The 25,143-nt window shown below is 61.5% G+C and carries 32 protein-coding genes; 20 read left to right on the forward strand and 12 right to left on the reverse strand.

Annotated elements, in window-relative coordinates; translation table 11 throughout:
* From trbK-alt to ACM1PE_RS14720, 6 genes are read left to right on the forward strand one after another with little or no spacing between them, the layout of a single operon-like run.
* Positions 1–390 carry a putative entry exclusion protein TrbK-alt gene (gene trbK-alt / locus ACM1PE_RS14695; protein ID WP_103243966.1) on the forward strand — a complete coding sequence of 130 codons (390 nt, stop codon included), beginning with the start codon at positions 1–3 and terminating at the stop codon, positions 388–390.
* A 4-nt stretch (positions 391–394) separates the two neighbouring features.
* Positions 395–1,759 (forward strand): P-type conjugative transfer protein TrbL, encoded by a 1,365-nt coding sequence (trbL, locus tag ACM1PE_RS14700; protein ID WP_103243967.1) that lies wholly within the window; start codon positions 395–397, stop codon positions 1,757–1,759.
* A complete protein-coding gene (gene trbF, locus ACM1PE_RS14705; protein WP_103243968.1) occupies positions 1,759–2,442 on the forward strand; it encodes a conjugal transfer protein TrbF in 684 nt (227 codons plus the stop codon). The genes trbL and trbF overlap by 1 nt, the downstream gene beginning before the upstream one ends.
* Positions 2,439–3,488 (forward strand): P-type conjugative transfer protein TrbG, encoded by a 1,050-nt coding sequence (gene trbG, locus ACM1PE_RS14710; protein WP_011191356.1) that lies wholly within the window; start codon positions 2,439–2,441, stop codon positions 3,486–3,488. Before trbF ends, trbG begins: the two co-directional genes overlap by 4 nt.
* The gene (locus ACM1PE_RS14715; protein ID WP_103243969.1) at positions 3,485–4,705 is read left to right on the forward strand and encodes a TrbI/VirB10 family protein; all 1,221 of its coding nucleotides are present in this window, start codon (positions 3,485–3,487) and stop codon (positions 4,703–4,705) included. The genes trbG and ACM1PE_RS14715 overlap by 4 nt, the downstream gene beginning before the upstream one ends.
* 2 nt (positions 4,706–4,707) lie before the next feature.
* A complete protein-coding gene (locus tag ACM1PE_RS14720) occupies positions 4,708–4,944 on the forward strand; it encodes a DUF2274 domain-containing protein (protein ID WP_026227538.1) in 237 nt (78 codons plus the stop codon).
* Here the strand turns inward: ACM1PE_RS14720 and ACM1PE_RS14725 are convergent.
* Positions 4,941–5,837, reverse strand: coding sequence for a LysR family transcriptional regulator (locus ACM1PE_RS14725; RefSeq protein WP_103243970.1), 897 nt, complete (start codon positions 5,835–5,837; stop codon positions 4,941–4,943). The genes ACM1PE_RS14720 and ACM1PE_RS14725 overlap by 4 nt on opposite strands.
* A gap of 367 nt (positions 5,838–6,204) precedes the next feature.
* On the opposite strand from ACM1PE_RS14725, the gene ACM1PE_RS14730 reads away from it, so the two are divergent.
* Together ACM1PE_RS14730 and ACM1PE_RS14735 are read left to right on the forward strand one after the other, a co-directional pair.
* Positions 6,205–6,627 (forward strand): MarR family winged helix-turn-helix transcriptional regulator, encoded by a 423-nt coding sequence (locus tag ACM1PE_RS14730; RefSeq protein WP_223296479.1) that lies wholly within the window; start codon positions 6,205–6,207, stop codon positions 6,625–6,627.
* Between the two features lie 26 nt (positions 6,628–6,653).
* Positions 6,654–7,613, forward strand: coding sequence for a YeeE/YedE thiosulfate transporter family protein (locus ACM1PE_RS14735; RefSeq protein WP_103243971.1), 960 nt, complete (start codon positions 6,654–6,656; stop codon positions 7,611–7,613).
* Between the two features lie 38 nt (positions 7,614–7,651).
* Here the strand turns inward: ACM1PE_RS14735 and ACM1PE_RS14740 are convergent, their stop codons facing one another.
* Both ACM1PE_RS14740 and ACM1PE_RS14745 read right to left on the reverse strand, forming a co-directional pair.
* Positions 7,652–8,083, reverse strand: a complete 432-nt coding sequence (locus ACM1PE_RS14740) for a DUF6314 family protein (protein ID WP_232092758.1) — start codon at positions 8,081–8,083, stop codon at positions 7,652–7,654.
* Positions 8,084–8,107: 24 nt separating this feature from the next.
* The gene (locus ACM1PE_RS14745; RefSeq protein ID WP_018429614.1) at positions 8,108–8,596 is read right to left on the reverse strand and encodes a YkgB family protein; all 489 of its coding nucleotides are present in this window, start codon (positions 8,594–8,596) and stop codon (positions 8,108–8,110) included.
* Positions 8,597–8,886: 290 nt separating this feature from the next.
* On the opposite strand from ACM1PE_RS14745, the gene ACM1PE_RS14750 reads away from it, so the two are divergent.
* Together ACM1PE_RS14750 and ACM1PE_RS14755 are read left to right on the forward strand one after the other, a co-directional pair.
* Positions 8,887–9,030, forward strand: coding sequence for a hypothetical protein (locus tag ACM1PE_RS14750; RefSeq protein ID WP_156316066.1), 144 nt, complete (start codon positions 8,887–8,889; stop codon positions 9,028–9,030).
* Positions 9,031–9,346: 316 nt separating this feature from the next.
* Positions 9,347–9,841: a MarR family winged helix-turn-helix transcriptional regulator gene (locus ACM1PE_RS14755; protein WP_004099028.1), complete on the forward strand. Its 495-nt coding sequence runs from the start codon at positions 9,347–9,349 to the stop codon at positions 9,839–9,841.
* Positions 9,842–10,237: 396 nt separating this feature from the next.
* Here the strand turns inward: ACM1PE_RS14755 and ACM1PE_RS14760 are convergent, their stop codons facing one another.
* The 3 genes from ACM1PE_RS14760 to ACM1PE_RS14770 are packed head-to-tail and all read right to left on the reverse strand — an operon-like array spanning position 10,238 to position 13,091.
* A complete protein-coding gene (locus ACM1PE_RS14760) occupies positions 10,238–11,263 on the reverse strand; it encodes a zinc-binding alcohol dehydrogenase family protein (protein WP_004357654.1) in 1,026 nt (341 codons plus the stop codon).
* Positions 11,263–11,826 carry a peptide-methionine (S)-S-oxide reductase MsrA gene (gene msrA, locus ACM1PE_RS14765; protein WP_011191350.1) on the reverse strand — a complete coding sequence of 188 codons (564 nt, stop codon included), beginning with the start codon at positions 11,824–11,826 and terminating at the stop codon, positions 11,263–11,265. The genes ACM1PE_RS14760 and msrA (ACM1PE_RS14765) overlap by 1 nt, the downstream gene beginning before the upstream one ends.
* A gap of 32 nt (positions 11,827–11,858) precedes the next feature.
* Positions 11,859–13,091 (reverse strand): bifunctional alpha/beta hydrolase/OsmC family protein, encoded by a 1,233-nt coding sequence (locus ACM1PE_RS14770; RefSeq protein WP_045269764.1) that lies wholly within the window; start codon positions 13,089–13,091, stop codon positions 11,859–11,861.
* Positions 13,092–13,319: 228 nt separating this feature from the next.
* Here ACM1PE_RS14770 and ACM1PE_RS14775 point away from each other — a divergent pair, with 228 nt between their 5' ends.
* The 8 genes from ACM1PE_RS14775 (at position 13,320) to ACM1PE_RS14810 (ending at position 18,837) form a co-directional block, all read left to right on the forward strand.
* Entirely contained in the window at positions 13,320–14,195 is an 876-nt protein-coding gene (locus tag ACM1PE_RS14775) for a LysR family transcriptional regulator (RefSeq protein WP_011191349.1), read from the forward strand.
* A gap of 146 nt (positions 14,196–14,341) precedes the next feature.
* Complete coding sequence (msrB, locus tag ACM1PE_RS14780) at positions 14,342–14,785, forward strand: peptide-methionine (R)-S-oxide reductase MsrB (RefSeq protein WP_004099035.1); 444 nt, start codon at positions 14,342–14,344, stop codon at positions 14,783–14,785.
* A gap of 1 nt (position 14,786) precedes the next feature.
* A complete protein-coding gene (msrA, locus tag ACM1PE_RS14785) occupies positions 14,787–15,326 on the forward strand; it encodes a peptide-methionine (S)-S-oxide reductase MsrA (protein ID WP_004099036.1) in 540 nt (179 codons plus the stop codon).
* A gap of 132 nt (positions 15,327–15,458) precedes the next feature.
* Complete coding sequence (locus ACM1PE_RS14790; protein ID WP_004099038.1) at positions 15,459–16,163, forward strand: glutathione S-transferase N-terminal domain-containing protein; 705 nt, start codon at positions 15,459–15,461, stop codon at positions 16,161–16,163.
* Positions 16,160–17,128, forward strand: coding sequence for a magnesium and cobalt transport protein CorA (locus ACM1PE_RS14795; protein WP_039392455.1), 969 nt, complete (start codon positions 16,160–16,162; stop codon positions 17,126–17,128). The genes ACM1PE_RS14790 and ACM1PE_RS14795 overlap by 4 nt, the downstream gene beginning before the upstream one ends.
* A gap of 91 nt (positions 17,129–17,219) precedes the next feature.
* Positions 17,220–17,792, forward strand: coding sequence for a hypothetical protein (locus ACM1PE_RS14800; RefSeq protein WP_047722653.1), 573 nt, complete (start codon positions 17,220–17,222; stop codon positions 17,790–17,792).
* Between the two features lie 87 nt (positions 17,793–17,879).
* Positions 17,880–18,329: a hypothetical protein gene (locus tag ACM1PE_RS14805; protein WP_004099042.1), complete on the forward strand. Its 450-nt coding sequence runs from the start codon at positions 17,880–17,882 to the stop codon at positions 18,327–18,329.
* Between the two features lie 106 nt (positions 18,330–18,435).
* Entirely contained in the window at positions 18,436–18,837 is a 402-nt protein-coding gene (locus tag ACM1PE_RS14810; RefSeq protein WP_004099044.1) for a RidA family protein, read from the forward strand.
* 30 nt (positions 18,838–18,867) lie between these two features.
* Here the strand turns inward: ACM1PE_RS14810 and ACM1PE_RS14815 are convergent, their stop codons facing one another.
* The 6 genes from ACM1PE_RS14815 to ACM1PE_RS14840 all read right to left on the reverse strand — a co-directional run bounded on the left by ACM1PE_RS14815 (position 18,868) and on the right by ACM1PE_RS14840 (position 23,136).
* Complete coding sequence (locus ACM1PE_RS14815) at positions 18,868–20,139, reverse strand: MFS transporter (RefSeq protein ID WP_103827477.1); 1,272 nt, start codon at positions 20,137–20,139, stop codon at positions 18,868–18,870.
* A complete protein-coding gene (locus ACM1PE_RS14820; protein WP_004357637.1) occupies positions 20,127–20,639 on the reverse strand; it encodes a DM13 domain-containing protein in 513 nt (170 codons plus the stop codon). Before ACM1PE_RS14820 ends, ACM1PE_RS14815 begins: the two co-directional genes overlap by 13 nt.
* Before the next feature lie 3 nt (positions 20,640–20,642).
* Positions 20,643–21,113, reverse strand: coding sequence for a TlpA family protein disulfide reductase (locus ACM1PE_RS14825; RefSeq protein WP_011191345.1), 471 nt, complete (start codon positions 21,111–21,113; stop codon positions 20,643–20,645).
* A 151-nt stretch (positions 21,114–21,264) separates the two neighbouring features.
* A complete protein-coding gene (locus ACM1PE_RS14830) occupies positions 21,265–21,555 on the reverse strand; it encodes a DUF1330 domain-containing protein (RefSeq protein ID WP_011191344.1) in 291 nt (96 codons plus the stop codon).
* Between the two features lie 62 nt (positions 21,556–21,617).
* The gene (locus ACM1PE_RS14835; protein WP_004357630.1) at positions 21,618–22,049 is read right to left on the reverse strand and encodes a GlcG/HbpS family heme-binding protein; all 432 of its coding nucleotides are present in this window, start codon (positions 22,047–22,049) and stop codon (positions 21,618–21,620) included.
* Between the two features lie 73 nt (positions 22,050–22,122).
* The gene (locus tag ACM1PE_RS14840) at positions 22,123–23,136 is read right to left on the reverse strand and encodes a zinc-binding alcohol dehydrogenase family protein (protein ID WP_066117801.1); all 1,014 of its coding nucleotides are present in this window, start codon (positions 23,134–23,136) and stop codon (positions 22,123–22,125) included.
* Between the two features lie 605 nt (positions 23,137–23,741).
* Here ACM1PE_RS14840 and ACM1PE_RS14845 point away from each other — a divergent pair.
* Positions 23,742–24,347 (forward strand): sulfite oxidase-like oxidoreductase, encoded by a 606-nt coding sequence (locus ACM1PE_RS14845; protein ID WP_033982388.1) that lies wholly within the window; start codon positions 23,742–23,744, stop codon positions 24,345–24,347.
* Positions 24,340–25,083 carry a ferredoxin reductase gene (locus ACM1PE_RS14850; protein WP_044059343.1) on the forward strand — a complete coding sequence of 248 codons (744 nt, stop codon included), beginning with the start codon at positions 24,340–24,342 and terminating at the stop codon, positions 25,081–25,083. Before ACM1PE_RS14845 ends, ACM1PE_RS14850 begins: the two co-directional genes overlap by 8 nt.
* Positions 25,084–25,143 lie beyond the last annotated feature (60 nt).

A 25,143-nucleotide genomic window follows, 5' to 3' on the forward strand; every position in this document is an offset into this window, starting at 1 on the left:
ATGGACGGCAAGATGCTCGCACGGCTCGGCGCTGTGGTGTTCGTGGCCGTCGCGATCACTGCGACCGCGATCGAGATGAACCGGAAAGAGGAAGTGCGGGAGGCGTGGCCGTCCGACCGGACCACCCAAGCGCAGGGCGATCCGTTGCGCGACGAAATGATCCGCTGCCAGGTGCTCGGCGAAGCGGGGCCGCGCGATCCGGCGTGCCTGCGGGCCTGGGCCGAAAACCGCAACCGCTTCCTCGCGCCCGGCGCGCGACCTACCGAGCGCTTGCCGGACATCCCGCCAGCGCCGCGAAACACTCTCATACCCCAATCGGACCGCACCGATCAGCCGGCCTTCGAGCCCGCCGCACCGATCGCGCCGCCGCAGCTCGACGAGGCGAGATAAGATCATGGGCGGCACCGGCGTCATTGACCATTTTCTTGAGGTCTTCACCCGCTACATCGACAGCGGATTCGGGCTACTCAGCGGCGAAGTCGCCTTCATCGCCACCACCCTGATCGTCATCGACGTGACGCTGGCGGCGCTGTTCTGGAGCTGGGGCGCCGACGACGACATCATGGCCCGCCTGGTGAAGAAGACGCTGTTCGTCGGCGTGTTCGCCTACATCATCGGTAATTGGAACAACCTCGCCCGGATCATTTTCGAGAGCTTCGCCGGCCTCGGCCTGAAGGCTAGCGGCACCGGGTTCACCACGGCCGACCTCTTGCGCCCTGGCAAGGTCGCTCAGACCGGGCTCGACGCCGGACGGCCGCTGCTCGATTCCATCTCCAGCCTCATGGGCTACTGGTCGTTCTTCGAGAACTTCATCCAGATCGCCTGCATGTTCCTGGCCTGGGCGCTGGTGCTGCTCGCTTTTTTCATCCTCGCCATCCAGCTCTTCGTCACGCTCATCGAGTTCAAGCTGACGACGCTCGCCGGCTTCGTGCTGATCCCGTTCGGCCTGTTCGGCAAGTCGGCCTTCATGGCCGAACGCGTGCTCGGCAACGTCATCTCCTCCGGCATCAAGGTGCTGGTGCTGGCCGTCATCATCGGCATCGGCTCGACGCTCTTCTCAGAATTCACATCCGGTTTCGGCGGCCAGAACCCGACAATCGACGAAGCGATGGCGATCGTGCTCGCCGCGCTGTCGCTGCTCGGCCTCGGTATCTTCGGTCCCGGTATTGCAAGCGGCATCGTCTCCGGTGGTCCCCAGCTCAGCGCCGGAGCAGCAGTCGGCACTGGCCTGGCCGCAGGCGGCATGGTCGCGCTCGGCGCTGGCGCCGTCGGCGCCGCTGCGTCGGGTGGTGCTGCGCTGGCCGGTGGTGCCGCCGCCGCCGCTCGTGGCGGTGCTGCGATCGCCGGCGGCGCGTCCACCGCTTACAGCCTTGGCTCAGCCGGGCAGGCCGGCGCGGTCGGTGTCGCTTCCGGTCTCGGCGGGGTCGTGCGTGCCGGCGGCAGCGCCGCCGTCTCACCTCTGCGTCGCGCCGCATCGCGTGCCGCCGAAAGCATGCGCTCAAGCTTCAACGCTGGCGGCAAGGCCGCCTTTGAGGCGACAGGCGGCACTTCCACCATGGGCTCGATCGGCGGTGACGCGGCCGGTGATGGCGCCGCTGCCGCCGGTTCCGCGAACGCCGGCGGTCCGCCGGCCTGGGCGCAGCGGATGCGCCGATCCCAGCACGTGACCCATGCCGTCCAGGCCACGGCCCATGCCGTCCGCTCCGGCGACGCCCACGGCGGCGGCTCTTCCATCAATCTTTCCGAAGGCGATCGCTGATGTTCAAACGACCCTCTACCCATTATGGCAAGGCCCCCGAGCCGGCGACGCCCTATCAACGCGCCACCCAGGTCTGGGATGAGCGCATCGGCGCCTCGCGCGTGCAGGCCAAGAACTGGCGGCTCATGGCGTTCGGCTCGCTGATCCTATCGGCCGGGTTCGCCATCGCGCTCGTCGTGCAGTCAGCACGCGGGACGATCGTACCCTGGGTGGTCCAAGTCGATCGCATCGGTCAGGCGCAGGCCGTCGCGCCCGCCGAGGCCGACTATCGTCCGACCGATCCGCAGATTGCCTTCCACCTAGCGCGCTTCATCGAGCAGGTCCGGAGCATTCCGGCCGATGCGATCATCGTCCGGCAGAACTGGCTGCGCGCCTACGACTTCACGACTGACCGCGGCGCCATGGCGCTCAATGACTACGCCCGCTCCAACGACCCCTTTACACGGGTCGGCCGGCAGCAGGTCGCTGTCGACGTCTCCAGCGTCATCCGCGCGTCCCCGGACAGCTTCCGCGTCGCCTGGGTCGAGCGCCGATACGAAAATGGCCAGCTCGCCGAGACCACGCGCTGGACCGCGATCCTGACGATCGTCGTGCAGATCCCCCGAAACGCCGACCGGCTCAGGGCGAACCCGCTCGGCATCTACGTCAACGCCATCAACTGGTCACGGGAGCTTGGGCAATGAAGCCGTATTTCCGTAAAGCCGGAAACCCGGCTTCACACACACACGTACTCCCGGCTCTCCGTAGAGCCGCATTCCCGGTCGTTCTGCTAGCGGCGACCGCGCTCGCGGGCTGCGCGACCACCAATCCGCCGCCGGAGATTTCCTACGACAATGCGGCTCCGGCGGTGCAGACCGTCGATCCACCCGCGCCGGTCACCGTGGTCGAGCTGCCCCGGCCGCTGCCGCTGCCTGGCCAATTGCAGCGTGTGGAGGAGACGCGGCGTGCCCCGGAGCCTTCTAATCCGACCGCTCGCGTCAACCAGGCAAACGAGGCGGCACGAGTCCAGCCGGTGCGCGACGGCTTCATTAACTCGATGCAGGTCTACCCGTGGACTCAAGGGGCGCTTTATCAAGTCTATACCGCCGTCGGGCAGATCACCGACATCGCGCTCCAACCCGGGGAGCAGCTTGTCGGCGCAGGCCCGGTGGCCGCCGGCGACACAGTGCGCTGGATCATCGGCGACACCGAGAGCGGATCGGGGGCAACGCGCCAGATCCACATCCTAGTAAAGCCCACCCGCGCCGACCTGATGACAAACCTCGTCATCAACACCAACATGCGCACCTATCACATGGAGCTGCGCTCGACAGAGCGCACCTATATGGCGTCGGTCTCATGGCAGTATCCGCAAGACCAGCTCATTGCGCTGCGCCGTCAGAACGCCGAGGCGCAGGCGGCCCAGCCGGTGGCGAGCGGCGTCGATCTCGCGAACGTCAACTTCCGCTATGCGATCGAGGGCGACCGTGCGCCGTGGCGGCCGCTGCGCGCCTTCGACGACGGACGCCAGGTCTTTATCGAGTTTCCGCGCGGCATCGGTCAGGGCGAGATGCCGCCACTCTTCGTCGTCGGCCCCGAGGGCAACACCTCTGAGCTCGTGAACTATCGCGTTCGCGGCCACCACATGATCGTTGATCGTCTGTTCGCGGCTGCCGAACTTCGCTTCGGCTCCGGCCGCGAGCAGAAGCGCGTCAGGATCGTCCGCACAGACGGGAGGCCGACCTCGTGAGCGAGAACCCGCCCCGGATTGAGGAAGTGCCGGACGACGATGCGCAGCCCCTGACCGGCGAGCCGGTCGGGCCTGCGCCGATGCGGCTGCGGGCCGAACCGCCCCGCGTCACCCGGTTGTCGCGGAAGGTTCTCGCCGGCCTCGGTCTTGTCGCCAGCGTCGGGCTCGGAGGTGCGCTGATCTACGCGCTTCAGACCCGCGACGCCGGTCGGCCGAACGACGAACTCTATTCGACCGAGAACCGCTCGACCGCTGACGGACTGGCCGGCCTGCCGCGAGATTACAGTGGCGTGCCACAGCTCGGTCCCCCTCTTCCCGGTGACCTCGGCCGGCCGATCCTTAGTACCCAGGATCGCGGACAGCCGGTGCCCACACCCGGGACGGCCACGCCCAATCCCGGCATCAGCCCGGAAGAGCAGCGCCGCCTTCAGGAAATCGAGACCGCGCGCACCAGCCGTCTCTTCTCCGGATCGGAAAGCCGGGGCACACCCGCTGCTGCGGGAGCTGCCCCAGCGCTCGCGCCGGTGCCGGATTTGGCGAGCATTGGCCTCGCTCCGCCGCCCGCCACGCCCTCGGCGCAGGACCGGCAGAACGCGTTTCTGAACGCCGCGGCCGATCGCAGGACGGTTGCGCCCGATCGCGTCGCTGCGCCAGTATCGCCGAACGTCCTTCAGGCGGGAGCAGTGATATCCGCGGCGCTGATCACCGGCATCCGATCCGATCTACCCGGCCAGATCACCGCGCAGGTCACCGAAAACATCTACGACAGCCCAACCGGCCGTATCTTGCTTGTGCCGCAAGGCACTCGTGTGGTCGGGCAGTACGACAACAACGTGCAGTTCGGCCAGAGCCGAGTCCTGCTCGTCTGGACTCGGCTCGTCTTCCCGAACGGGCGCTCGATCGTTCTCGAGCGCCAGCCTGGTGCTGACGCTGAAGGGTTCGCCGGGCTGCAGGATGGCGTCGATTACCATTGGTGGGATCTGGCCAAGGCTGCGGGATTGTCGACACTGCTGAGCGTCGGCGCCGAACTCGCGGTCGACAACGACGATCAGCTCGTTCAGGCGATCCGGAACGGTGGGCAGGACACCATCAACGACGCAGGGCAGCAGATTGTGAGGCGTCAGCTCAACGTCGCGCCCACGATCACTATTCGGCCCGGATTTCCCGTGCGCGTTATCGTGACGCGAGACTTGGTACTGGAGCCATATGGAGGTTGATGATGTCGAAGCTTAAGCTAGGCCCCATCGCGGACGACAAGCCGCTTAAGGTACAGGTCGAGCTACCTGCAGCTCTCCACCAGGACCTTGTTGACTACGCCCACCTATTGGGCCGAGAGCAAGGTCAGTCCGCTGTTGACCCAGCTCGGTTAATCGTCCCGATGTTACAACGGTTCATCGCGACAGACCGTGGCTTCGCCAAAGCCAGGCGAACGTTGACGCCGGGGAGCGCCGATTAATCCGTGGTCCCCGCTCTAGAGGGGGTGTCGAAACACTTCAGCAGCAGCGGCAGAGTCGGGTTGTCGTTGTCACTGGAAGAAATTATAGCGGCCGTCGGCGCCCGCGCCGATGGGAGCGGGATCAACGCGATATCCGGCCGGTAGATCACGCTGGTGATGGTCAAGCCGAAGCCCTGTTCGACCATCGTCAGCAGGGTTTCTCGGCTGACTTGTTGGATCGAGAGTTGAACCGCTCCGTCTCCGGCGCCCACCATGCGCCGGAGTATGCCAGCGAGCTCACGCCCAGCGCCATCCGAGCGAACGAGGAAGACTTCGTCACAAATGTCCTCCCACGACAGCTGTGGCCGTGCTGCCAACTCGTGAAGCGGGGACAATGCCACGAACAGATCTGGTTCGCAGAGACGTCGAACTTGGAACTGAGGGCTCTTGCTCGCACTCAGGCTGATTGCTGCGTCCAGTAATCCGCGCTTCACCCCCAAAGTGTTTTCTTCTGAAGTGCCTTCCTCAAGCTTTACCTCGATCGTCGGATGTCTATTTCTGAATGCCGAGAGAATGTTGATGATCGGGCACGCCGGGAACGCTTCAAGCATTCCAAACCTCACGAGCCCGGTCTTGAGTTTCCGCGCGGAGCGGATCTCCGTTGCGGCGTTACGAAGGTAGCGCGCTCCCACCACCGCTTGTTGAAGGAAGCGCTCACCTTCTGGAGTCAGCCCTGCCCCCGCTCGCGTACGCTTGAAGAGAGAAAAGCCAAGTTGGCGCTCAAACAGCTGCACACGTCGGCTGACGGTGGATTGCGATATCGATAGGCGCTCCGCCGCTCGGCGGAAGCTGCCGGCCTCGGCGACCTGAACGGCGTACTTCAGGTATCGGAGATCAAGAGTCAGGTCGGGCATGAGACCCGTCCGATCATACCGGCGGTCTCATCGGCGAACCGCCTGCGCCCGGTGAGCGGCACCCATGCACGTCCACTTTCATCGAGCCCACCCCCGCTAGCGCCTGGGGAACGAGCACGTCCGTTGATCTCAGATGTGGAATCCGAGCTGAGCCCCTCAATGAGCATGACCATGTCCGAATCTGTCATAGATGCATGCGGCGGTCATACATTTTCACACGCTTGAAGTCTATGCGCGAAGCATATATTCTTGCGGTATGGAGCCTGAGGTCGCCAAGTACCATTTAGGTGCACTCGCGTTGGCGGTTGCAGACAGCATCGCCAGTGTCTCGGCCTCGTTTTCACCAAGCGGCCCGGGGACCGCCGTGATGGTGTTACTCAGCATGGAGCCCGGACTGCCGATCAGCGTTTTGGCTACCTCGATCGGGCTTTCTCATGCCGGGACGGTGCGATTGATCGATAGGCTCGAGCGCGAACAGTTGGTGGAACGACGAAGACAAATCACCGACAGGCGGGCGCGCTTCATTCACCTCACCAATTCGGGGAAGAAGATAACGGACGCCTTGCTCAAGGCACGGGAGCAGGTGATCTCCGAATGTATTTCGCCCCTGTCGCCCAATGACCTCGACATTCTAGGCATGCTGTCGGAGCGGCTCCTTGTGGCAAACGGCTTCGACAAAGATGGCTCGGTCAGCCTTTGCCATCTGTGCGGCTACAGCAGGATCGCGCCTTCCCGTGGTAAAGCTAAGCCGGGGCGCTCGCCACGCTGGAACGTCGCATCAGAAGGCTGACGATATGATCAGGCAGGCTTGAAATAATGGGATCGTTTGCGCTCGAACTTCTTCTATGCGTACTTGCCTTCGGGTTCGGATATGCGGCGAACCAAGGCGGAACCTGTTTAGTGGTGGCCGCTCATGAGTTACACAGAAGACAGCCGCCGAAAATGTTCGTCGGATTTCTCGCAGCGTCGGCAGCGGCAGGCCTGGTTGCGGTCCCGATAGTCTGGACGGGAACACTGGGCGCAACACTCGCACCCTCGACCAGCATCAATTTCCTCCTGCTCATCGGCGCCATCGCCTTCGGCCTCGGCGCACTCATTAATGACACATGCCTGCTCGGATCGCTGGCGCGGCTTGGGGATGGGGAGATGCGACTTCTAGCTCTACCCTTGGGATTAACGATTGGTATCTTGGTTGCCGACCATGGCAGGTTCGGCTACGATTCAACATGGCCAAGCTTAATCTCCAAACCGAGCGCAACAGGCCTCGTTACTCTCCTAGCCTTCCTAGTTGTGCTCGTGCTGGCACTCGTTTTCGTTTCCACGAAGAGCGTTCTGCGAACAAAGCCGGGTTGGTCGTTCGGCGCTTCGATGATTGGACTCGGTATCACTGGCGGACTTCTATATGCACTCTCGCCGGCCTGGACCTTCGCAGACGTGATTCAACGCGCCCTTCCTCTCAGAATGTCGCCGGCCGGCGAGGTCGCGCTCACTGCGGTGATCTCTTCGATCGCAGGCGCCCTAACCGCCTCCTTTCGCCAAGGCAATCTGCGTCTCCAACTGCCGACAGCCAATGGCATTCTGCGATCTATCGTCGGCGGCACATTGATGGGTATCGGCATCGCGCTCATACCCGGCGGGAATGATGGGTTGATCCTCGCAGCGGTTCCGACTCTTTCACCTGGTGGGATAGTCGCCTACCTTCTGATGACGACGACAATCGTCTTCGGATTTGCAGCGCGTGGTAAGTTATTCCGGCGCTGCCTTTCACGGCCATGATAAGGGCAACAGAGGACTTGCCCTCCTGACATGAGCATTTATCCCGACCGGGAATATCGGCTGACTAGCTCGTATGCCTTTGCAGGCCCTTGGACCATGATGACCACTTCAAAGGCCGCCGGCCCCAGAATCCTGTAGGTTGCATGGTAGGTGTCGTCTCCGCAGGCATAGACGCCACTCGCTTCCAACCCGGTATCCGTCCGCGAGAAACTCAAGCTGAGGAACTGCGTCCCGATATGAGGTCCGTCTGCGAACTCGACGACAACACTGTCCTCGCTCAAGCGATAGCGATACTGCCGGCACGCGGAGAATACTCTGCCATCTGCCAGTGTGAGAATGCCGCTCTCTCGATAAGCGAGCGCGCCTTCGCCGAAACGGGCGAAGACCGCGTCGCCATGCAGCTGAGCGCCTCCGGGCTCGATATCGCGACGGAGCATCCATGCCCCGCGGAGGTTCTGCAGGATTTGCACGCCGCCGTCACGAGAGGACCACAGTCACGAGGGCACAAGCGCCCCTCTGTGGCGGACCGAAGCACGCAGCAGCACGAGGGACGCCGCTAGCAGAACTGCGTCCTTCAGTAGAAACTGCCCTGGTGCAGCCGAAATCGCAGGAAAGCCGCCGGCAGTCTGCTCCGCGACACCTGGAGTGGTGATGAAAAAGGTCAGCGTGATCAGATAGGTCGCTGCTGACATTAGTGCGCCTAGCGCAGAGAAGAGTGGACGAAATGCACCAAGGATCAGAACGAGACCGGTCGATAACTCGATAACGCCGATGAAATAGCTTTGCCCCTGCGTCCCGAACATGCCGAGCCAATTCATGATCGGGCTGTGTTCGATAAACGGGGCGATACCATAGGCCTCGTACGCTGTGAACTTCATCGCGCCGAACCACAGAAATACGATCACGAGAGCCCATCTAAGCAGGCCAAGATCCCTCCGACCGTGCTCGGGGACAAGAAATTCATAACGGTCGAAAATGCTCATCTAAAATTCCTCAACAGTGGTCCCGTGGGAACGTCACGAACGTCGTCTACGTGCTTCGGGCAGGCGTTGCAGTATATGCGCGACGCATATACTAATAAGCGAGATATGTCGAGCGGCTGGTTCGCGCTTCGCTGCCTCACGAAGCCATCCTCATCGGCGATGCCTTTACCCAGCAAACGCGCGACCTTTGCGGGATTTTGACTTGATGGGGCTGGCGCTCCGGGTGGGCCTATAGCCCGTTGGCAAACGTCCAGCCTGTACGGATGGACGCGGCCCTGGACGAGATAACCATGCCCACCGAAATCGTAGCAGCGATCGCCGCAATCCCCGACGTCGTGGAGCACGGACTGTTCCTCAATGGGATTGATACAATCGTGATCGCGCGCGGTGACACGATGGAAGTGCGACGCCGGGGGCAAGCTAGGTCTCGCTGATCTGCACCTGCGCGGCCTGGATGACAGCGCTGACGCGGAGTGATTCTCGGGCGCGACCTACGGCGATTCCGAGCGAAAAGGCTTGCCCTATAGCCGCCAGGTATCAACGGTTCCGCTGCCTTAACGAGCCGGACCCGTTTTTTTCGGCGCGCTCGATCAGTCGAAATCCTCCGAAACCCTTTTAAAACAGGACATTTTCCACAAGCCGCGCGGAGGAAGAGGACCACGGTATGGCTTGCTGTCTATGCTCCGCGCACATATAGATGTGGCAATGGATGGACCTCGAGATCGAAACATTTTCGGGGCGTTCGCACTCATGATCAGCGACGACATCGTTCGCGCTAGTTCATCGCGGGCGCCGGAAGCTGGACCCGCCGCCTCAGCGCTGGCGTTGCTCGCGCACAAGCCCGGGCTCTCGATCCGTATGCTTGCGATCGGGGTGGGCCTTTCACATGCTGGAACTGTTCGCCTGGTGGATAGATTGGTAAGCGAGGGATTGATCGAGCGTAGGGAGCATTCGACAGACGGGCGCGCGCGATCCCTCTATCTTACTCCAACTGGCAAGGTCGCGAGCGACGAGGTCCTGGCCTCGCGCGATCAAGTGATTGCCGAAGGGCTATCGATCCTTAATCCAGACGAACTGAAAACCTTATCGGACATCGCTGAACGCGTTCTCCGAAATCGCTTGGAAAACCTCGAGCAGTCATACCGCATCTGCCGCTTGTGCTGCTACGAGGGCTGCACGAACTGCCCCGTCGATGCCGAATTGCATGAGCGAGGTGTGGACCGCGAGAAGAACGACGACGCGTAGGAGACTCGCAATTGCGGCAGCTCAACGCTGCTCAGATGGCGGGGCTTCATAATGTCAGCGAGCCTACCATCAGCCGCATTCTTTTGGCTACGCGTCAAGCCGGCCGATCGGGCATGGCGGTCTCATTCTAATATGTCGGTGATCGCCCCACTTTTAGCCGCTCAATTGATCGGAACGCGGTTTCGGAAGCGGCCGTTCAAACCACTCGCTGCATTCCCATTTCTCTATGTCCGATAGGTAGTTTCGGGGAAAAGCAGTCGGGAACAGGTTTCGGGAACGCATGCTCCGGCAGGAGCGCAGCGCGCGTCCCACACGCGTTTTCCCGGTAGAGCTTCCCAATCGGCAAAGTGCGGGCCACCTCAGACTGCGAACGCGAAAAACCGCCTGGCTGGTCACTCAAGGCAGGGTAACGACGATTTTCGCTGCGGATACACCCGCCTTCAGGGCTTCCAAGGCAGCCTGGAGCATTTCAAGGCCCTGGCCCACGATCTTCGCCGGAGGGGCGGGGACGAACGTGCGCGCCGCGAGAGCCTGCGGCAGGAATTCGCGGTAGATCATTGGACCAACCTCGTCATCCTTGAGGCTCGTCCCGGAGATGTGCGTCGCCTCGACTCCAAATGAACGCTCGTCGGGCGGGGCCAGCGTCGCTGCCACCCGGCGCGAGCCCTCGCATCTCGCAACTACGGCAAAACAGTCTTTCATGTGACCGGTCGCGTGAAGCGTTCCAGCGAGACTGCGCCCGCGCATTGCCTCAATCACGTCTTCCACGATGGCTGGACTCGAGTGGTCAAGAACCTCGCTTGCACCCAGCTCCTTCAACAGGCCGACGTTGCGCGCCGAAGCGGTGGCGACGCACCTGTAGCCCGACGCCACCGCGAGCTGGATGGCGTTGCAGCCAACGCTCGACGATCCACCCCAGACCAGAACGACCTCTGGACGCGCGGTCGGCGAGTGTAACGGTGGCGCGAGAGCCAACTGTGTCCGTCCGTAGAGCCCGCTTGCGGCGGTGCCAAGGCCAAGCGGGAGGACTGCCGCATCAGCGAAGGCAATGTTGTTGGGGATCGGCGCCGCCATGTGGTCCAGCACGATCGTGTGGTGCTGGAACGCACCCTGCGCAGGTTGATTTACGGTTGTCCCGACCGCCTGTCCGATGACTCGATCGCCGACCTTGAACCGCTCGACCGCGCCACCGACCGCCGCGACCTCACCGGAGACGTCGCTGCCGAGAATCGCGGGATAGTCGAGCCATGGCAAAAGCGCGACGTCCTGCAGAATCCAGTCGAGTGGGTTGATCGCGATGGCCGCGTTGCGGATCAATATCTCGTTCGCCGCCAGATGCGGCAGAGCGGTGACACCGATCCTCAGTGGCTGCCCCGGCGCTTTCTGCCAGGCGGCCTGATTAGTCACGGTTTCGGTCATCATCAACTCTTTCTGTCAAGTATTACAGCTGGGCGTTCGTCTGAGCGGTCCAACCGCCAGGTCGGGCGCACGAAGTGGCAGCTATAGCCCCCAGGATAGCGCACCAGGTATTCTTGGTGCTCTGGCTCCGCCTCCCAAAAGGGTTCTTCTGGGTTGATCTCCGACACGACCGGGCCAGGCCAGCTTCCTGATGCCTCGATTTCCGCGATGGTTGTGAGGGCGACTTCCTTCTGCACTTCGGTGGTGTAGAAAATCGCCGATCGATAGCTCGGACCGACATCGCTGCCTTGTTGCTCGTAGGTCGTGGGGTCATGTATCTGGAAGAAGAGTTCCAAGAGCGAGCGATAGGCGAGAACGGAAGGGTCGAAGGTCACTTCCACTGCTTCCGCATGGCCGTAATGTCTCGCGTAGGTCGGATCAGGCATTTCTCCGCCTGTGTAACCGACACGCGTCGAAATGACTCCCCTGGCTCGGCGCAGCAAATCCTCCATGCCCCAGAAGCAGCCGCCTGCGAGAATTGCTCGCTCTGTCGCGGCCGCCCTATTGCCGGTAGGCGATTGGCTCACAGTCCGTTCGCCCTCCTCCGTGTGCGCCACGGTCAAGCCAGCCTCGCGGGATCCGCAGCCTGACTGGCGCTCAAGAGCTCGGTCTGCACGTCCGAACCCCGGATGAGACTCAGATCGACGGGACACCGATCAGCGATCGCGAGGATCCGAGCGCGCTGATCATCACTCAGCGGCCCATCGAGGACAATGGTGCGGGTGAACCGGTCGGGTGGCATCATGTCCGGCACCTTCTCGTGCTGCACGGTCGTGCTCGCCCGTTCGAGCGGAAAGCCCTTGCGGTTCGCATAGAGACGCATCGTCATCACCGTGCAGGCTGCGAGGCCGGCAGATACGAGTTCGTAGGGAGATAGTCCGGTCCCGAGGCCACCGACCGATGCTGGCTCGTCGGCGAACAGAGTGTGCTCGCCGCTGCGGACCTTGAGCTGGAACGTCCCTGCAAGAGTTTCGGTGGCGACGACGCCCTCCGCAACCTCGATCTGCGGAAGATCCGCGCTGAGTGGTGGGAGAAAGCGGCTCGCCCAAACCGCCACCATGGCCGCGGCGTAGTTCGCGTCCGCGACGTCGGTGAGAAGGTGATCCGCGTTGTCGAGCGAGATGAAGCTTTTAGGGTGCCTGGACGCGACGAAGATGCGCGACGCGTGGTCGATGCCGACCACCTGATCCAGCGGAGAGTGCATGACCAGCACCGGCCGTCGCAGGGAGGCAATGGCCTTCTCGACGTCGATCCCCTCAACCGCCTCAAGGAACCCTCGGCGAATGAGGAAGGGCCTACCGGCAATCTCCACCGAGGCCTCGCCCTCGCTCGCGATGGTGTCCAGATCATTCGGTCCGAAGAGGCGCAAGATATGCTGAAGGTCGGCCGGCGCACCAATCGTCGCTACCGCCGCAATATCAGGCATGTCGGCGGCGGCTACGATCGCAGCGGTGCCACCCAGGCTGTGCCCGACGAGGAGGGACGGTGACATGCCCGCCGCCGCCATCGCATTTGCGGCGGCCCGAAGGTCCTCGACGTCCGACGCGAAGTTCACAGGTTCTCCCGTCCCACCGCCGATCCCGGTCCCGGCGAAATCGAACCTCAAGACCCCGATGCCCGCACGCGACAGCGCGCGCGAGATGTGAACAGCGGCGCGACTGTCTTTCCCGCACGTGAAGCAGTGGGCGAAGATCGCCCAGCCCCGCGGCGTCCCTTCCGGCGGTTCGAGGTGCCCGGACAGCGGAGAGCCAGCCCCACTGACAAACGTAAATGATCTTCCTGCCATGTCCATCAAACCTCCAGCACGCGGCTTGGCGGTTGCGCTCTCAGAACCTTCGACGGAGCTGAGCGGAGCGCACCGCCAACCGGTAATCGTCATCTCAGGCTATCATTTATATGTCTGGCGCATATAGACAAGCCCCTATATCATGATTATATGCGCCAAGCATACTTCTGCGACCTGCGTTCCAAAGGCGGTCTCACGGAAGAGGTATCAGTCAGGCGCGTGGGCCAAAGGACTATGGAACTCAATCAAGTCAGCTATTTCATCAACTTGGCCGAGACGCTGAATTTCACAGCGGCCGCTCGCTTGAGCGGTGTGTCACAGCCAAGTCTGACCCGCGCGATCCGCCGCTTGGAAGATGAGCTTGGCGGGCCGCTGATCTATCGCGACGGGAAGAACAGCCGCCTGACTGGCCTTGGCCATGACGTCGAGGCAGAATTCCGGCGCATGGTGGTCGCGATGAAGAGCGTTCGCAATCACTCGGAGCACTGGGCGATGGGGGGGCACCGCGTGCTGGATGTCGCCGTCGCGCCCACCGTCGGACCAAAGGAATTTACGGCATTCTTCGAGAGCGCATTGGCGGAGATGCCATCCATCGAAATCAAGCTGCACTCGCTCCAGTCGAACGAGGACACATCGGAGGTGCTTTCAGGAAAATACCACGCGTGCATCATGCCGCGTGAAACAAGACCGGAACGCAAGCTGGATGTGCATCCTCTATTTCGGGAGCGCTTCGTGCTCGGCTGTTCTGCAAACCATCCCTTGGCTGCCAACGAGATCGTGCGCGGCGAAGACCTGCTCGAGTTTCCTTTCGTCGATCGCCTGAAATGCGAGTTTCGCGATCGGATCCTCGATCACTTCGCGCGACGGGACTTGCTCATGCGACCTCGCTTTCGATCAGATCGCGAGGACTGGGTGCAACGGGTCGTCGCTGACGGCCACGCCATATGCATTCTTCCGGAACGATCGCCGACCGTGCAAGGCCTCGTCACTCGGCCGATCGACGGATTTGTCTTGGAGCGCGAAGTCGTGATCGCGACAGTATCCGGCTCCACGGCAACGGTCGAGATACGGAACATCGCGCAGCTGGCAGCCCGGTATGAGTGGAACTGAATCACGACGTGAAGAGCTTCGGCGCTATGGAAACTATACGCGCAGCGTATTGGATAAATCTGGGGCGCACTGCGATAGTCGGCGCAATGACTGCAAAGATAAATGACAGTGTGTCGAGCTCTCTAGATTAATTATTGGAGACTATCATGAAGTTTGAGAAGTCACAGGCAGCAGTTGACCGCCTGACCCCCGAGCAACGCCGGATTACCCAGGATTCGGGGACCGAAAGGCCCTTCACGGGTGAGCACAACGACAACAAGGAGCCTGGCATCTACGTCGACATAGTGTCGGGAGAGCCGCTGTTCGCTTCAACGGACAAGTTCGATTCGGGTACTGGCTGGCCCAGCTTCACCAAGCCGATCGTTCCGGCAAACGTGAACGAGGTGCGGGACAGTGCACACGGCATGGTCCGGACGGAGGTCAGGTCGGTACACGCCGACAGCCATCTGGGCCACGTTTTCCCGGACGGTCCTTCCGACCGCGGCGGTCTGCGCTACTGCATCAACTCTGCGTCCCTTCGCTTCATCCCGCGCGACGAGATGGAGTCCGAGGGATACGGTGAATATCTCGATCAAGTAGAGGAGGCTTAACATGCATCAGCGCGCTGTTCTCGCAGGAGGATGTTTCTGGGGCATGCAGGATCTGATCCGCAAGCGGCCCGGCATCATCTCGACCCGTGTGGGTTACACGGGCGGCGATATTCCGAACGCCACGTATCGTAATCACGGCACGCATGCCGAGGGGATCGAGATTGTCTTCGACCCGACAGTGACGAGCTACCGGCACATCCTGGAATTCTTCTTCCAGATCCACGATCCGACGACGCTGAACCGCCAGGGCAATGATCGTGGGCTCTCCTACCGGTCGGGCATCTATTATGTCGACGAGGAGCAGAAGCGCGTCGCCGAGGATACGATCGCCGATGTGGATGCCTCGGGGCTGTGGGATGGCAAAGTGGTGACCGAGGTCCAGCCGGTCGGCGAGTTCTGGGAGGCCGAGCCCGATCACCAGGATTATCTGGAGAAGCGGCCGGGCGGCTACACCTGCCACTTCGTCCGTCCCGACTGGGTTCTTCCAAAGCGGCATGAGGCCGGCGATGTGAGCCCTGCGGCCGGGGCTGCAGCGGAATAGGCTTCGCTGCCGTTAGTGCCGCGCCGATCCGGTTCGCAACCTCCGACGACCGCGTCAATCGACGCGGTCGTCGAACCCGGCCTTGAAGCAGATCATTCCATTCAGCCGCCGTCGCAGTGCCAGGATCCAGATATGACAGACCTCTCCTCCTTTCCCATCACGCAGCGCTGGCCAGCATCTTATCCGGATCGCTTGCAACTATACGCGGCCCCCACGCCCAACGGCGTCAAGGTCTCGATGATGCTGGAGGAGACTGGCCTGCCGTATGAGCCCCACTTCGTCGACATCTCGAACAACGAGTCGAAGGATCCAGCGTTCGTGTCGTTGAATCCCAACGGCCGCATACCCGCGATCATCGATCCGGCTGGCCCTGACGGCCAGCCCATTGGCATATGGGAAACCGGTGCGATCCTCATCTATCTGGCCGACAAGACGGGGCAGCTCATCTCAACAACACCCGCCCAGCGGTACGAGACTCTGGCCTGGGTGTTCTTTCAGGTGTCGGGCGTTGGGCCGACCTTCGGACAGCTAGGCTTTTTCCTGCGATTTGCCGGCAAGGACTATGAGGACAAGCGACCTCGGCAGCGCTTTGTTGATGAATCCAGGCGTCTTCTCGGGGTCCTGGATCACCGGCTGGAGGGCCGCGAATGGATTGTCGATGATTACTCGATCGCGGACATTGCGACGTTTGGCTGGGTGAATGCGCTGGTCGAATTCTACGCAGCGGGCGACATCCTCGGCCTAAGCAGCTATTCGAACGTGCAGGCATGGCTCGAACGCGGGCTGGCGCGACCGGCTGTACAGCGTGGCCTGCGAATTCCTGCGAGGCCTGCATGACCATTATCGCCGCATATTATTACAACGAAGGTAAGCGAGTCCGTGAAATCAGGCTCGATGAGCACGTCGAACTAAACGAGAATCGCTCGGGCTTCTGCTGGATCGCGCTTAGCGAGCCCACCGCAGACGAACTCAGCGCGATCCAGACGACGTATAACCTCCATCCTTTGGCGATCGACAACGCCATGCACCCGCTGTGCCCGCCCAAGCTCGAGGTCTACAACGATGAGTTGTACGTCGTCGCCCAGACCGCCGAGCTGGTCGGCGACCGGATCAGCTACGGCAAGATGGCGATCTTCACCGGTCACAATCACCTTATCACCGTGCGGCACGGCAATGCCGGAGCGCTGGGCAAACTTCGGGAGCAACTCGAGGCATCGCCGACGCAGTTCGGCAAGGGTGTCGACTATGTGCTGCACGCGATCTTGCACCGAGTGGTCGACCAGTATCTGCCCATCTTCGAAATGATCGAGGACGACGTCCTGGCGATGGAGCGACGGTCGCTGCACGATTTCCTCGGGCCAGAAGAGGTGGCGCGAATCTTCGAACTAAGGTCCGAACTCACGCGGTTCCAGCGCACGCTCGGGGCTATGGCCGAGCTGGTGCGAAAGCTCGTTCGCGGCCACTTTCCCTGCATCAGCGCCGAAATGACACCATATTTCCACGACGTCGCGGACCATGTCCACCGCGTGCAGTCCATGGTCGACGGCCTCCTGCTTGTCCTGTCCACGGTCTTCGAGGCCAGCAGCCTTCTGGAAGCGCAAAGGATCGGTGTGGTCACTCGCCAGCTCGCGGCCTGGGCGGCGATCTTGGCGGTCCCGACGGCGATCGCCGGAATATATGGCATGAACTTCAAGCACATGCCGGAACTGGACACGCCATATGGCTACTTCGTCGTGCTCGGAGTGATAGCGGTGTTCTGCCTTCTCCTGTTCATGCGCTTCAAGAAGGCCAAGTGGCTATGAGTAACGCACTTCGCGAGCTTCTCCGTCCGCCGAGTCACAGCGCGCTTTGTGCGCGAGCGTGTCCAATCCAGTTCAAGATGAAGGTGCTTCCATGACCTCCCAGGTGACCGACGTTCTAGAAGCAGTCCAGTCATTCATCGCCAACGGCTATGACCGCGAATACCGCGTCAAGGACGGCAATCTCGTCGATCTCGAACTAGGGTCAACCCTCGATGCATGCAGCATTCGCGTCGATGCGGCGTTGCGCCTCGAGAGCGGGGACGACGGCGAAGATGCCTCCAACATCTACGCGATCACCGATCCGGCGACAGAGCATAAAGGCCTGTTGATCGACGCCTTCGACGTGTTCCACGAAATCTGCCCCCGCGACTTGTCCGAGCGCCTTGTGGAGCATCGGGAAACAGCACCGGCAGGTGACCAGGACGCGCCGAGCAAGCACGGACTACGGAAAGTCTACAAGAGCGAGTTTCACAGCGATCCCGAGCGTTACGTTCTGCGCGAGGGCTTTCCAGACTTCCCGCCATGCCCTTTCGGCCAATCCTTCAGCATCCTCGGCTTCGATACCGCCGAGCAGGAATATGTCTGGCTCGTCACGAGCATCATTCGAGATCCTCGGCTGATCAGGGTTCCATACCAGGGCGAAGACGTCATCAGCGACGAATAGCGGTGTCGCTTAGCCGGAAAGGCTGGCCATCCTGGCCCACACATCTGCAGGCTGAACTTTAAGAACATCGAAAATTAGGAGGTGATTATGGACTGGAACAAGGACCACATACGAGAAACTATGCTCTTGCTGGAGACAGCAGCGTTGCACAGCGCTCGCGAAAACTACCTGGACTATGTCTCTACCGCTCGGCTCGATCGGAGCGAACCGATCGAAAACGACGAACTAGCTCAGGCCGAGGTCGCGAGCGACTTCGCTGAAGCGCTCGATGACACGCTCCATGACTACGCCAATAAACTCGAAAAGCTCAGGACGATCGATTTCGGCCCCAAGTTGGCCGTCAACGAAGGCGCTGTCGTCAAGCTGTCCGGCCGCCACTTTGTGATCGCGGTGTCAACGAGCAAGTTTACCTGTCAGGGGCGTGAGCTCATGGGCATTTCCACGATGGCGCCGATCTTCGAAGCGATCGAGGGTGCCCGAGCCGGGGAGACCGTGCAGTTCAACGGCCGGGACCTCACCGTAGAAGACGTGGAATAAAGCCCTCCACCGCAGCCGGCGCGCTAGTGCCGAACGCCCTGCATCTCTTTCTGCATGCATACGGTCACTTGCAGCCGCATTGACCTGGCTCATCAAAGGCAAACTCATGACAACACCTTCATTCTTCATCACCCCCGGATACGGGACGCGCCTGCATGACGCGCTTCATTATTCTCAGGCAATGCGCATTGGTGACCGCGTGGAGATCTCCGGACAGGGCGGATGGAACGACGATCTCGTCATTCCGGAGTCGATTGAGGAAGAGATCGAGCAGGCGTTCAAGAACGTGGAACGGACGCTCGCGACCGCCGGAGCACGCTGGCCGCATGTGGTCCACGTCAATTCCTATCACGTCGGTGGATTCCCTCCCGTGATCAACGAAACAATGGCCAAGCTGTATCGCCACTACATGCCCGACCGCGCTCCAATCTGGACGCAGTTGGGAATCGAAGCGCTGGGGCTTCCAACCATGCGTATCGAAATTCGCGTAACAGCTATCATCGCCTGACCCCGCGGTTCGTGCAGGCGCCGTGCCGCGCTAATCCCGCACGCCCTGCGCCCGCTTCTCCATGCATATCATCGTATCGAGAGATCCGGTTATCATCGGCGTGCTCGGAGAACGGGGGGCCGCCTTGGCCTGGTTGGCGCGCCTCGGCTGCCTGCGGGCGATGGCCAGCACTGCCAGGAGCGTGAGCAACGCCGCCGCATAAAGGAACAGGCCGCCAGGGCCGACGATATTCATTGCAGCTGCTCCTATTAGGGGGCCAGCGGCTGTCCCGATCCCGTTGAGCAACAGAAGCCCGCGCGCGGTGCCGAGTAGCCGACCGGCCGGAAGATCGTCGTTTGCGACGGCGAGACACAACGAATAAATCGGGATGCCAAAGCCGCCGAACAGCGCACCTGCCGCAAGGAGCAGCGGCAGAGGCGCTTCCACCGCCAACGCTACGCCGATGGCAGACGCTGCGGACGCCAGCGCCGCACCGGCGATGACAAGATTCCGGGGCACTCGATCCGAAAGCCAACCGAGTGGCCAATGGAAGGCGAGCGTTCCACCAAGAACCGCAGCCATGAAGGCGGAGATACCGCCCACATCGAGGCCGATGCTCTGGGCAAAGTTCGCGCCCATGCCCCAGAAACCACCGATAGCCAGGCCGGCCAGGAAAGCGCCAGCCGCAGCGAGAGGTGATACGAGGACGAGGTCCCTGAACGCGACCCATTCCTGTTCCACCTGGGCCGGCGGATGACTGGGCAGCAAGGTGATCGGAACCACCGCCGCTGATATCAGCAGCGACACGATGAGGAACAATGTCACGTCGGCGGGCGGTGCGATGTTGAGTAACGCCTGCCCGATTGCCCATGAGCCCATAGAGACAACTCCGAATATCGACAGGAGCTGCCCGCGTGTGGATGGCAATGCGTGGGCGTTGAGCCAACTCTCCGTTGCGAGGATCATGCCCGCGTAGGCGAAGCCGGTAATCAGGCGAAGCGGCATCCAGGCGATCGGCTCCACGAACGCCACATGGAGAAGGGCGGTCATCGAGGCAATGGCCGCGAAGCCGGCGAAGGTTCTGACATGTCCCACGGAGACGATGATCGGTGGCAACACGAGCGCGCCGATCGTGAAACCCGCGAAATAGAAGGACATCATCGCGCTGATCGCGCCGGTCGAGAACCCCTCATGGCCGGCTCTCACGATCAGGAGCGTGCTCAGCAGGCCATTGCCCAGCAGCAGAGCGGCGACGCTCAGCAGCAGCGCCGCCACCGGCGCGAGAACGAGGCCGCGCTTGCCCGCCGACCTCATGGTATCCATCGCCGGGCTCGTTCTCGGGCCTGACTTGAGGGTTGATACTCTGCCGCACTGATGAACTGGTCGAATGCTTCGCACCAGATGACGACCGTGTTGTAGTCACGGACATCGATGCCGGCAGGCACCTCGACGATGAAGCCGTTGAACGTCTTCACATCGCCCACGCGGACTGATCTGTCCTTGATTAGGAGAAAGGCCTCCTTCGTGTCGACGAAACGTGGTGCGAGGTAGAGCTTGTAGTCGGGACCAGGGGCGAGGCGCCCGATATGGGCGATACGGTCGCGCGAGACCCGGATCTCGCCTTCCCCCCAGTGAAGCAGGTCGCTGCCTTTGAGATCGCGGGCCAGACGCCCTGCGTAGAGCGTCTCGGCTGAGATGGTCCGCAAGGCCGCCGCGTCCGGGGCCTGGGGGGCGGTCAGGATCGGCAGCGTGTAGACACCGCCCGCGAAGCCCATGGCGAGCATCGCGAGATGGGTGGCAATCAGGATGACCCAGCGCCGCATCGGTTACACCAGCTCCAGTCCCTTCACGAGCTGATCGGCGTCGAGATGGAAGTCCGAGAATACGATGCGGCCGCCAGCGTCCATCACGGAGAACCAGGGCGTTCCCCGCGTGCGGTAGTCCTCCATGAAGGTGGGAAGCGTCGCGCCGGCAGGTGGCTCGTCCTGACCGAACGCGACAGGAAGCGCATACTTGAGCTGGTTCACGCGCAGCTTCTCGAAGGTGTTCTCATCCGCTCCTTCGAAGACGGTCTGGATCACCGCGAAGCCCACGCCCTTGGCGCTCAATGCACCATGCAACCTTTGTAGCGTCGGAAATCCATGCAAATGGCAGCCACGGCACCAGTGCTGGAAGGCGAAGAGGACTTTCGGGCCGGTGCCGAGATCCGACAGCTTGAGCGGCGCGATGCTTTCTCCATCCGCGCCAATCCATCTCTGCACCCGCAGCTCGGGGGCTTGTCGTTCGTCGACGCTCATCTGATCCTCCAATTCCGATGCAGAAGTCCGATGAGTGGTCGCGTGTGGCGATGGCACGCGAACCTCACCGCCTTGATCCCCTACAGGTTGTAGGATGCGAGTTCGCCGACCGATACCTCGTGGCCAGCCCCGCCGTTCTTCCGTCGGTGTGTCACCGCCGCCCCTCAATGACAAAGGCGCGATAGCGGGAACCGGCAAAACGGTGCGCAGCGATGGTTTGGTAGGCGGGGCTATGATACCAATCACGGGCGGCCTGCATCGTCGGGAACCGCAAAATTACGGCCCCTTCGACGGGCGGCCCCTCCAAATGCTCCATCGCGCCATAAGCGGCGAGAAAGGTTACGTCGTGGCCATCGAACGATGGGCCGACGCCTGCAGAATAGGTTGCGAGTTCTTCCGGATCGGTGGTTTCTTCGCGGGTGAAGACGACGAACGCTTCCATCTTAAAGTCTTTCATAAGGTCGCATCTGCAGGCCACCGCCGCTGGCGATGGCCTTAAAGTCGTCAGGCTGGCAGCTCGAACCCGATTTTCGTGAGTGCCTCGACGCACGCATCCTGATCCTGCTGATAGTTGCCTCCGGAGATGCCGATCCCGCCGATCAACTTCCCGTCTTCCAGGATCGGATAGCCTCCGCCGACAGCGACCATCCGGGGGCGATAGGCCAGCGGCGCCACTTTTGGATCGTTCGAAACATAGTCGTTCCAGACATGGGTCGGGTACCCAAACGAGGCGGAACTCCAAGCCTTGTCGATGGCAACATCGACGGTGAGAAACGGCGCGTCATCAGTGCGCTCGAACGCGCGCAGGTTACCGGTGGCGTCGACGACGGCGACCGCAGCCGGGATGCCGATTGTACGTGCCGCGGCGATCGCCGCGTCGATGAGGGCGACGGCGGTTTCGCGGTTGATCGAGGCGGTGGCAATGGATTTCGTCATGAAATTTCCTTCACCGTGGCGTAATCCGTCCGGCGTTCTTGAGGTTAGAAAAGACGTTCGGCGGTGGCAGTCATCAGAAGCCTTCGAGGACAATCTTGCCTCTTGCCGCGCCACTTTCGATCAGTGCGTGCACCGTCTTCAGATTGGCGGCATTAATTGGCGACAATTTTTCGGTTAGCGTCGTGCGAATTTTGCCGTCGTCCACCAGCACCGCCAGCGAATTGAGGATCTTGCCCTGCTCATCCATGTCGGGCGTGCCGTAGAGCGACCGTGTGAACATCAGCTCGTGGTGGATCGACACTGCCTTGCGCTTGAACAGCATGACGTCGAGCGCCTTGGGATCGTCGATGAATCCGAACCGTCCTTGCGGGGCGATCAGTTCGGCGATGTCGGATGCATGCTGCTCGGTATGCGTGGTCGAGAACACGAAAGCGGGAGCGCCGATGTTGAGCTCGGCAATCTGTGGCGCGAGCGGCCGAGAGTGGTCGATGACATGATGAGCCCCAAGCCCTTTAACCCACTCCTGGGTTTCCGGCCGAGAGGCGGTGGAGATGACGATGAGATCCGTGCGCTGTCGAGCGATCTGGATGGCGATCGACCCGACCCCACCCGCACCACCGATGATGAGGATCGCCGCCGCCGCCCCGGGAACGGGCTTCGTCACGTCCAGGCGATCGAACATGGCTTCCCAGGCCGTCAACGTCGTGAGTGGCAGCGCCGCCGCTTCCGCCCAGTCGAGCGACGCGGGTTTACGACCGACGATCCGGGCGTCGACGAGATGGAACTCCGCATTGGTGCCAGGCCTTATGAGCGATCCGGCATAATAGACCTCGTCGCCTACCGCGAACTGCGTCACGTCGGGGCCGACCTCTTGCACGATCCCGGCCGCATCCCATCCCAGCACTTTCCAATCGCCATCAGCGGGCGGCGTGCTGCTGCGGATTTTGTAGTCGACCGGGTTGACCGAGACAGCCTTCACCTCAACCAGGATATCGCCTCCTTCAGCGACAGGCCGAGGCAGATCAATGTCGACCAGAGAGGCGTCCTCGGCGATGGGTCCCGGAACCTTGTAACCAACGGCTTTCATCGGTGTCTCCAGCTTGCTGTATCCTGAAGTCTTATCGATCAGATCGAAATTTCTTCCGAAATATACTCAGGATTTAAAGATTTCGCGTGTCAGACTATGAAGGTATGCGCGCAACATATCCAATAGCGGTACGACATAGTTTCCATACCTCGGAGCCGGATTCAGAAGTTTATCGAAAATAGCGGTTTATTGCTGTTCGGCGGGTGAGCATCCGGATGGAGGCGATAAGCGCCCAAGCGGTTGAGGAGTCGACCTCTCAGCGGTCGCGTTGGCAGGGGCGATCTCGCCCGCCGGTCTCACACCAACGTTGGCAAGCGACGGCGTCCGCTCGAAATCCGCTGACGGGGATACGCCTGCAATGCCGATTCGAAGCTATCGAAACTATAGCTACAGGGTATTGGGAAATCATACTGGACTGACGCTATAGTCTTCACGCACAACCACGACTCAAAATGGTCCAACACTTTTCTCTACGCTAATAGAGAATCCGGTATTCTGATTTTCAGTGAATTGGCTCGTTCGGCGGTTGTGCGCGCAAAGATCTTTTACAGAATTCTGAACTGAATCAGGTTCTGGTCTGTCGTGACAAGCAAGGGGGTTTCGCTATGGTCACCAGAGGTTTCACAGGCCGCGGTCCAGGCGGCGACCAGTCCGATCGGATTCCGCCGGGTCAGCATCTCGTGGAGAATTTCCCTGTTCTGACGGCCGGGCCAACGCCGAGCGTGGAGCCCTCCGATTGGAAATTCACCGTCAAGATCGGTCCGAAGCCCGTCAAAGTGTGGAACTGGAGCGAGTTCAACGCCCTACCGAAGACCAAGATGACCCGAGACATTCACTGCGTCACGTCCTGGTCCAAGCTGGATACCGCCTGGGAGGGCGTACTCATCGAAGACATCCTTGCAGATGCAGGGCTCGATCGGCCCACCGATTTCGTCTTGGCGCACTGCTACGATAATTACTCGACAAACGTCCCGCTGGCGGATCTGCTCTCCGGGAAAGCGATGGTCGCCCTCAACTATGCGGGCAAGCCGCTTCCCCGCGATCATGGAGGGCCGGCGCGTCTTCTGGTTCCGCACCTTTACTTCTGGAAGTCCGCCAAATGGGTGAACGCGCTGCAATTCACAACGCGTGACGAGGCGGGCTTCTGGGAGCTGCGCGGCTATCACATCTATGGCGATCCGTGGCGCGAGCAGCGATACACCAATGACTGAAAACGGCGCGCAAATCGCGTGGCAGTCATGCGTGATCGACGAAATCGTCCAGCAAACCCCGAGTATCAAGAGCTTCTTCCTTCGGTTGAGCAAACCGTTCGCGCACATCGCAGGGCAGCACGTCGATGTCCGGCTGACCGCGCCCGGTGGCTACAGTGCGATGCGGAGTTACTCGATTGCGTCTTCGGCAATCTCGTTCCCGACGGTCGAGCTCGCTATCGAGCGCCTGCCGGATGGCGAAGTTTCGCCGTTCTTCCACGATGTCGCGGCGATCGGCGACGAAATCGAGCTTCGTGGTCCGCTCGGCGGCCATTTCCTATGGCCTGAACCTGCCATAGACCCAGTGCTGTTGATCGGGGCAGGCTCCGGCCTCGTGCCGTTGATGGCGATGATCCGGCAGCGCCGCGCACTAGCCCAGGTCGTGCCGACAGCGCTGCTCCTGTCCGCACGAACCGCTGAAGACGTTCTCTTCTCAAAAGAGCTTCATTCCATCGAATGCAGCGATCCGGCATTCGCCTTGGCGCTGGCAATTACGCGCGAGAACCCGATCCGCGCATCGGACTTTGCGCGACGGATCGACGGCGTGATGGTCCAAGAAGTTCTGGCCCGGCTTCACCGAAAGCCCACACAAGTATTCGTTTGCGGGTCCAACGGTTTCGTCAACATCGCGACCGAGGGCGCGCTGCTGGCCGGCCTGGACCCCTCCATTGTCAAAACCGAGCGCTACGGCGGCTAGCGGCGCAAGCTACTTCGCGTCCCGCCGATCGTGGACGTGCAGCCCACGGATTAATTTTGG

The organism is Achromobacter sp. PD1 (assembly GCF_048541815.1).
Lineage (GTDB): Bacteria > Pseudomonadota > Gammaproteobacteria > Burkholderiales > Burkholderiaceae_B > Achromobacter > Achromobacter bronchisepticus_A.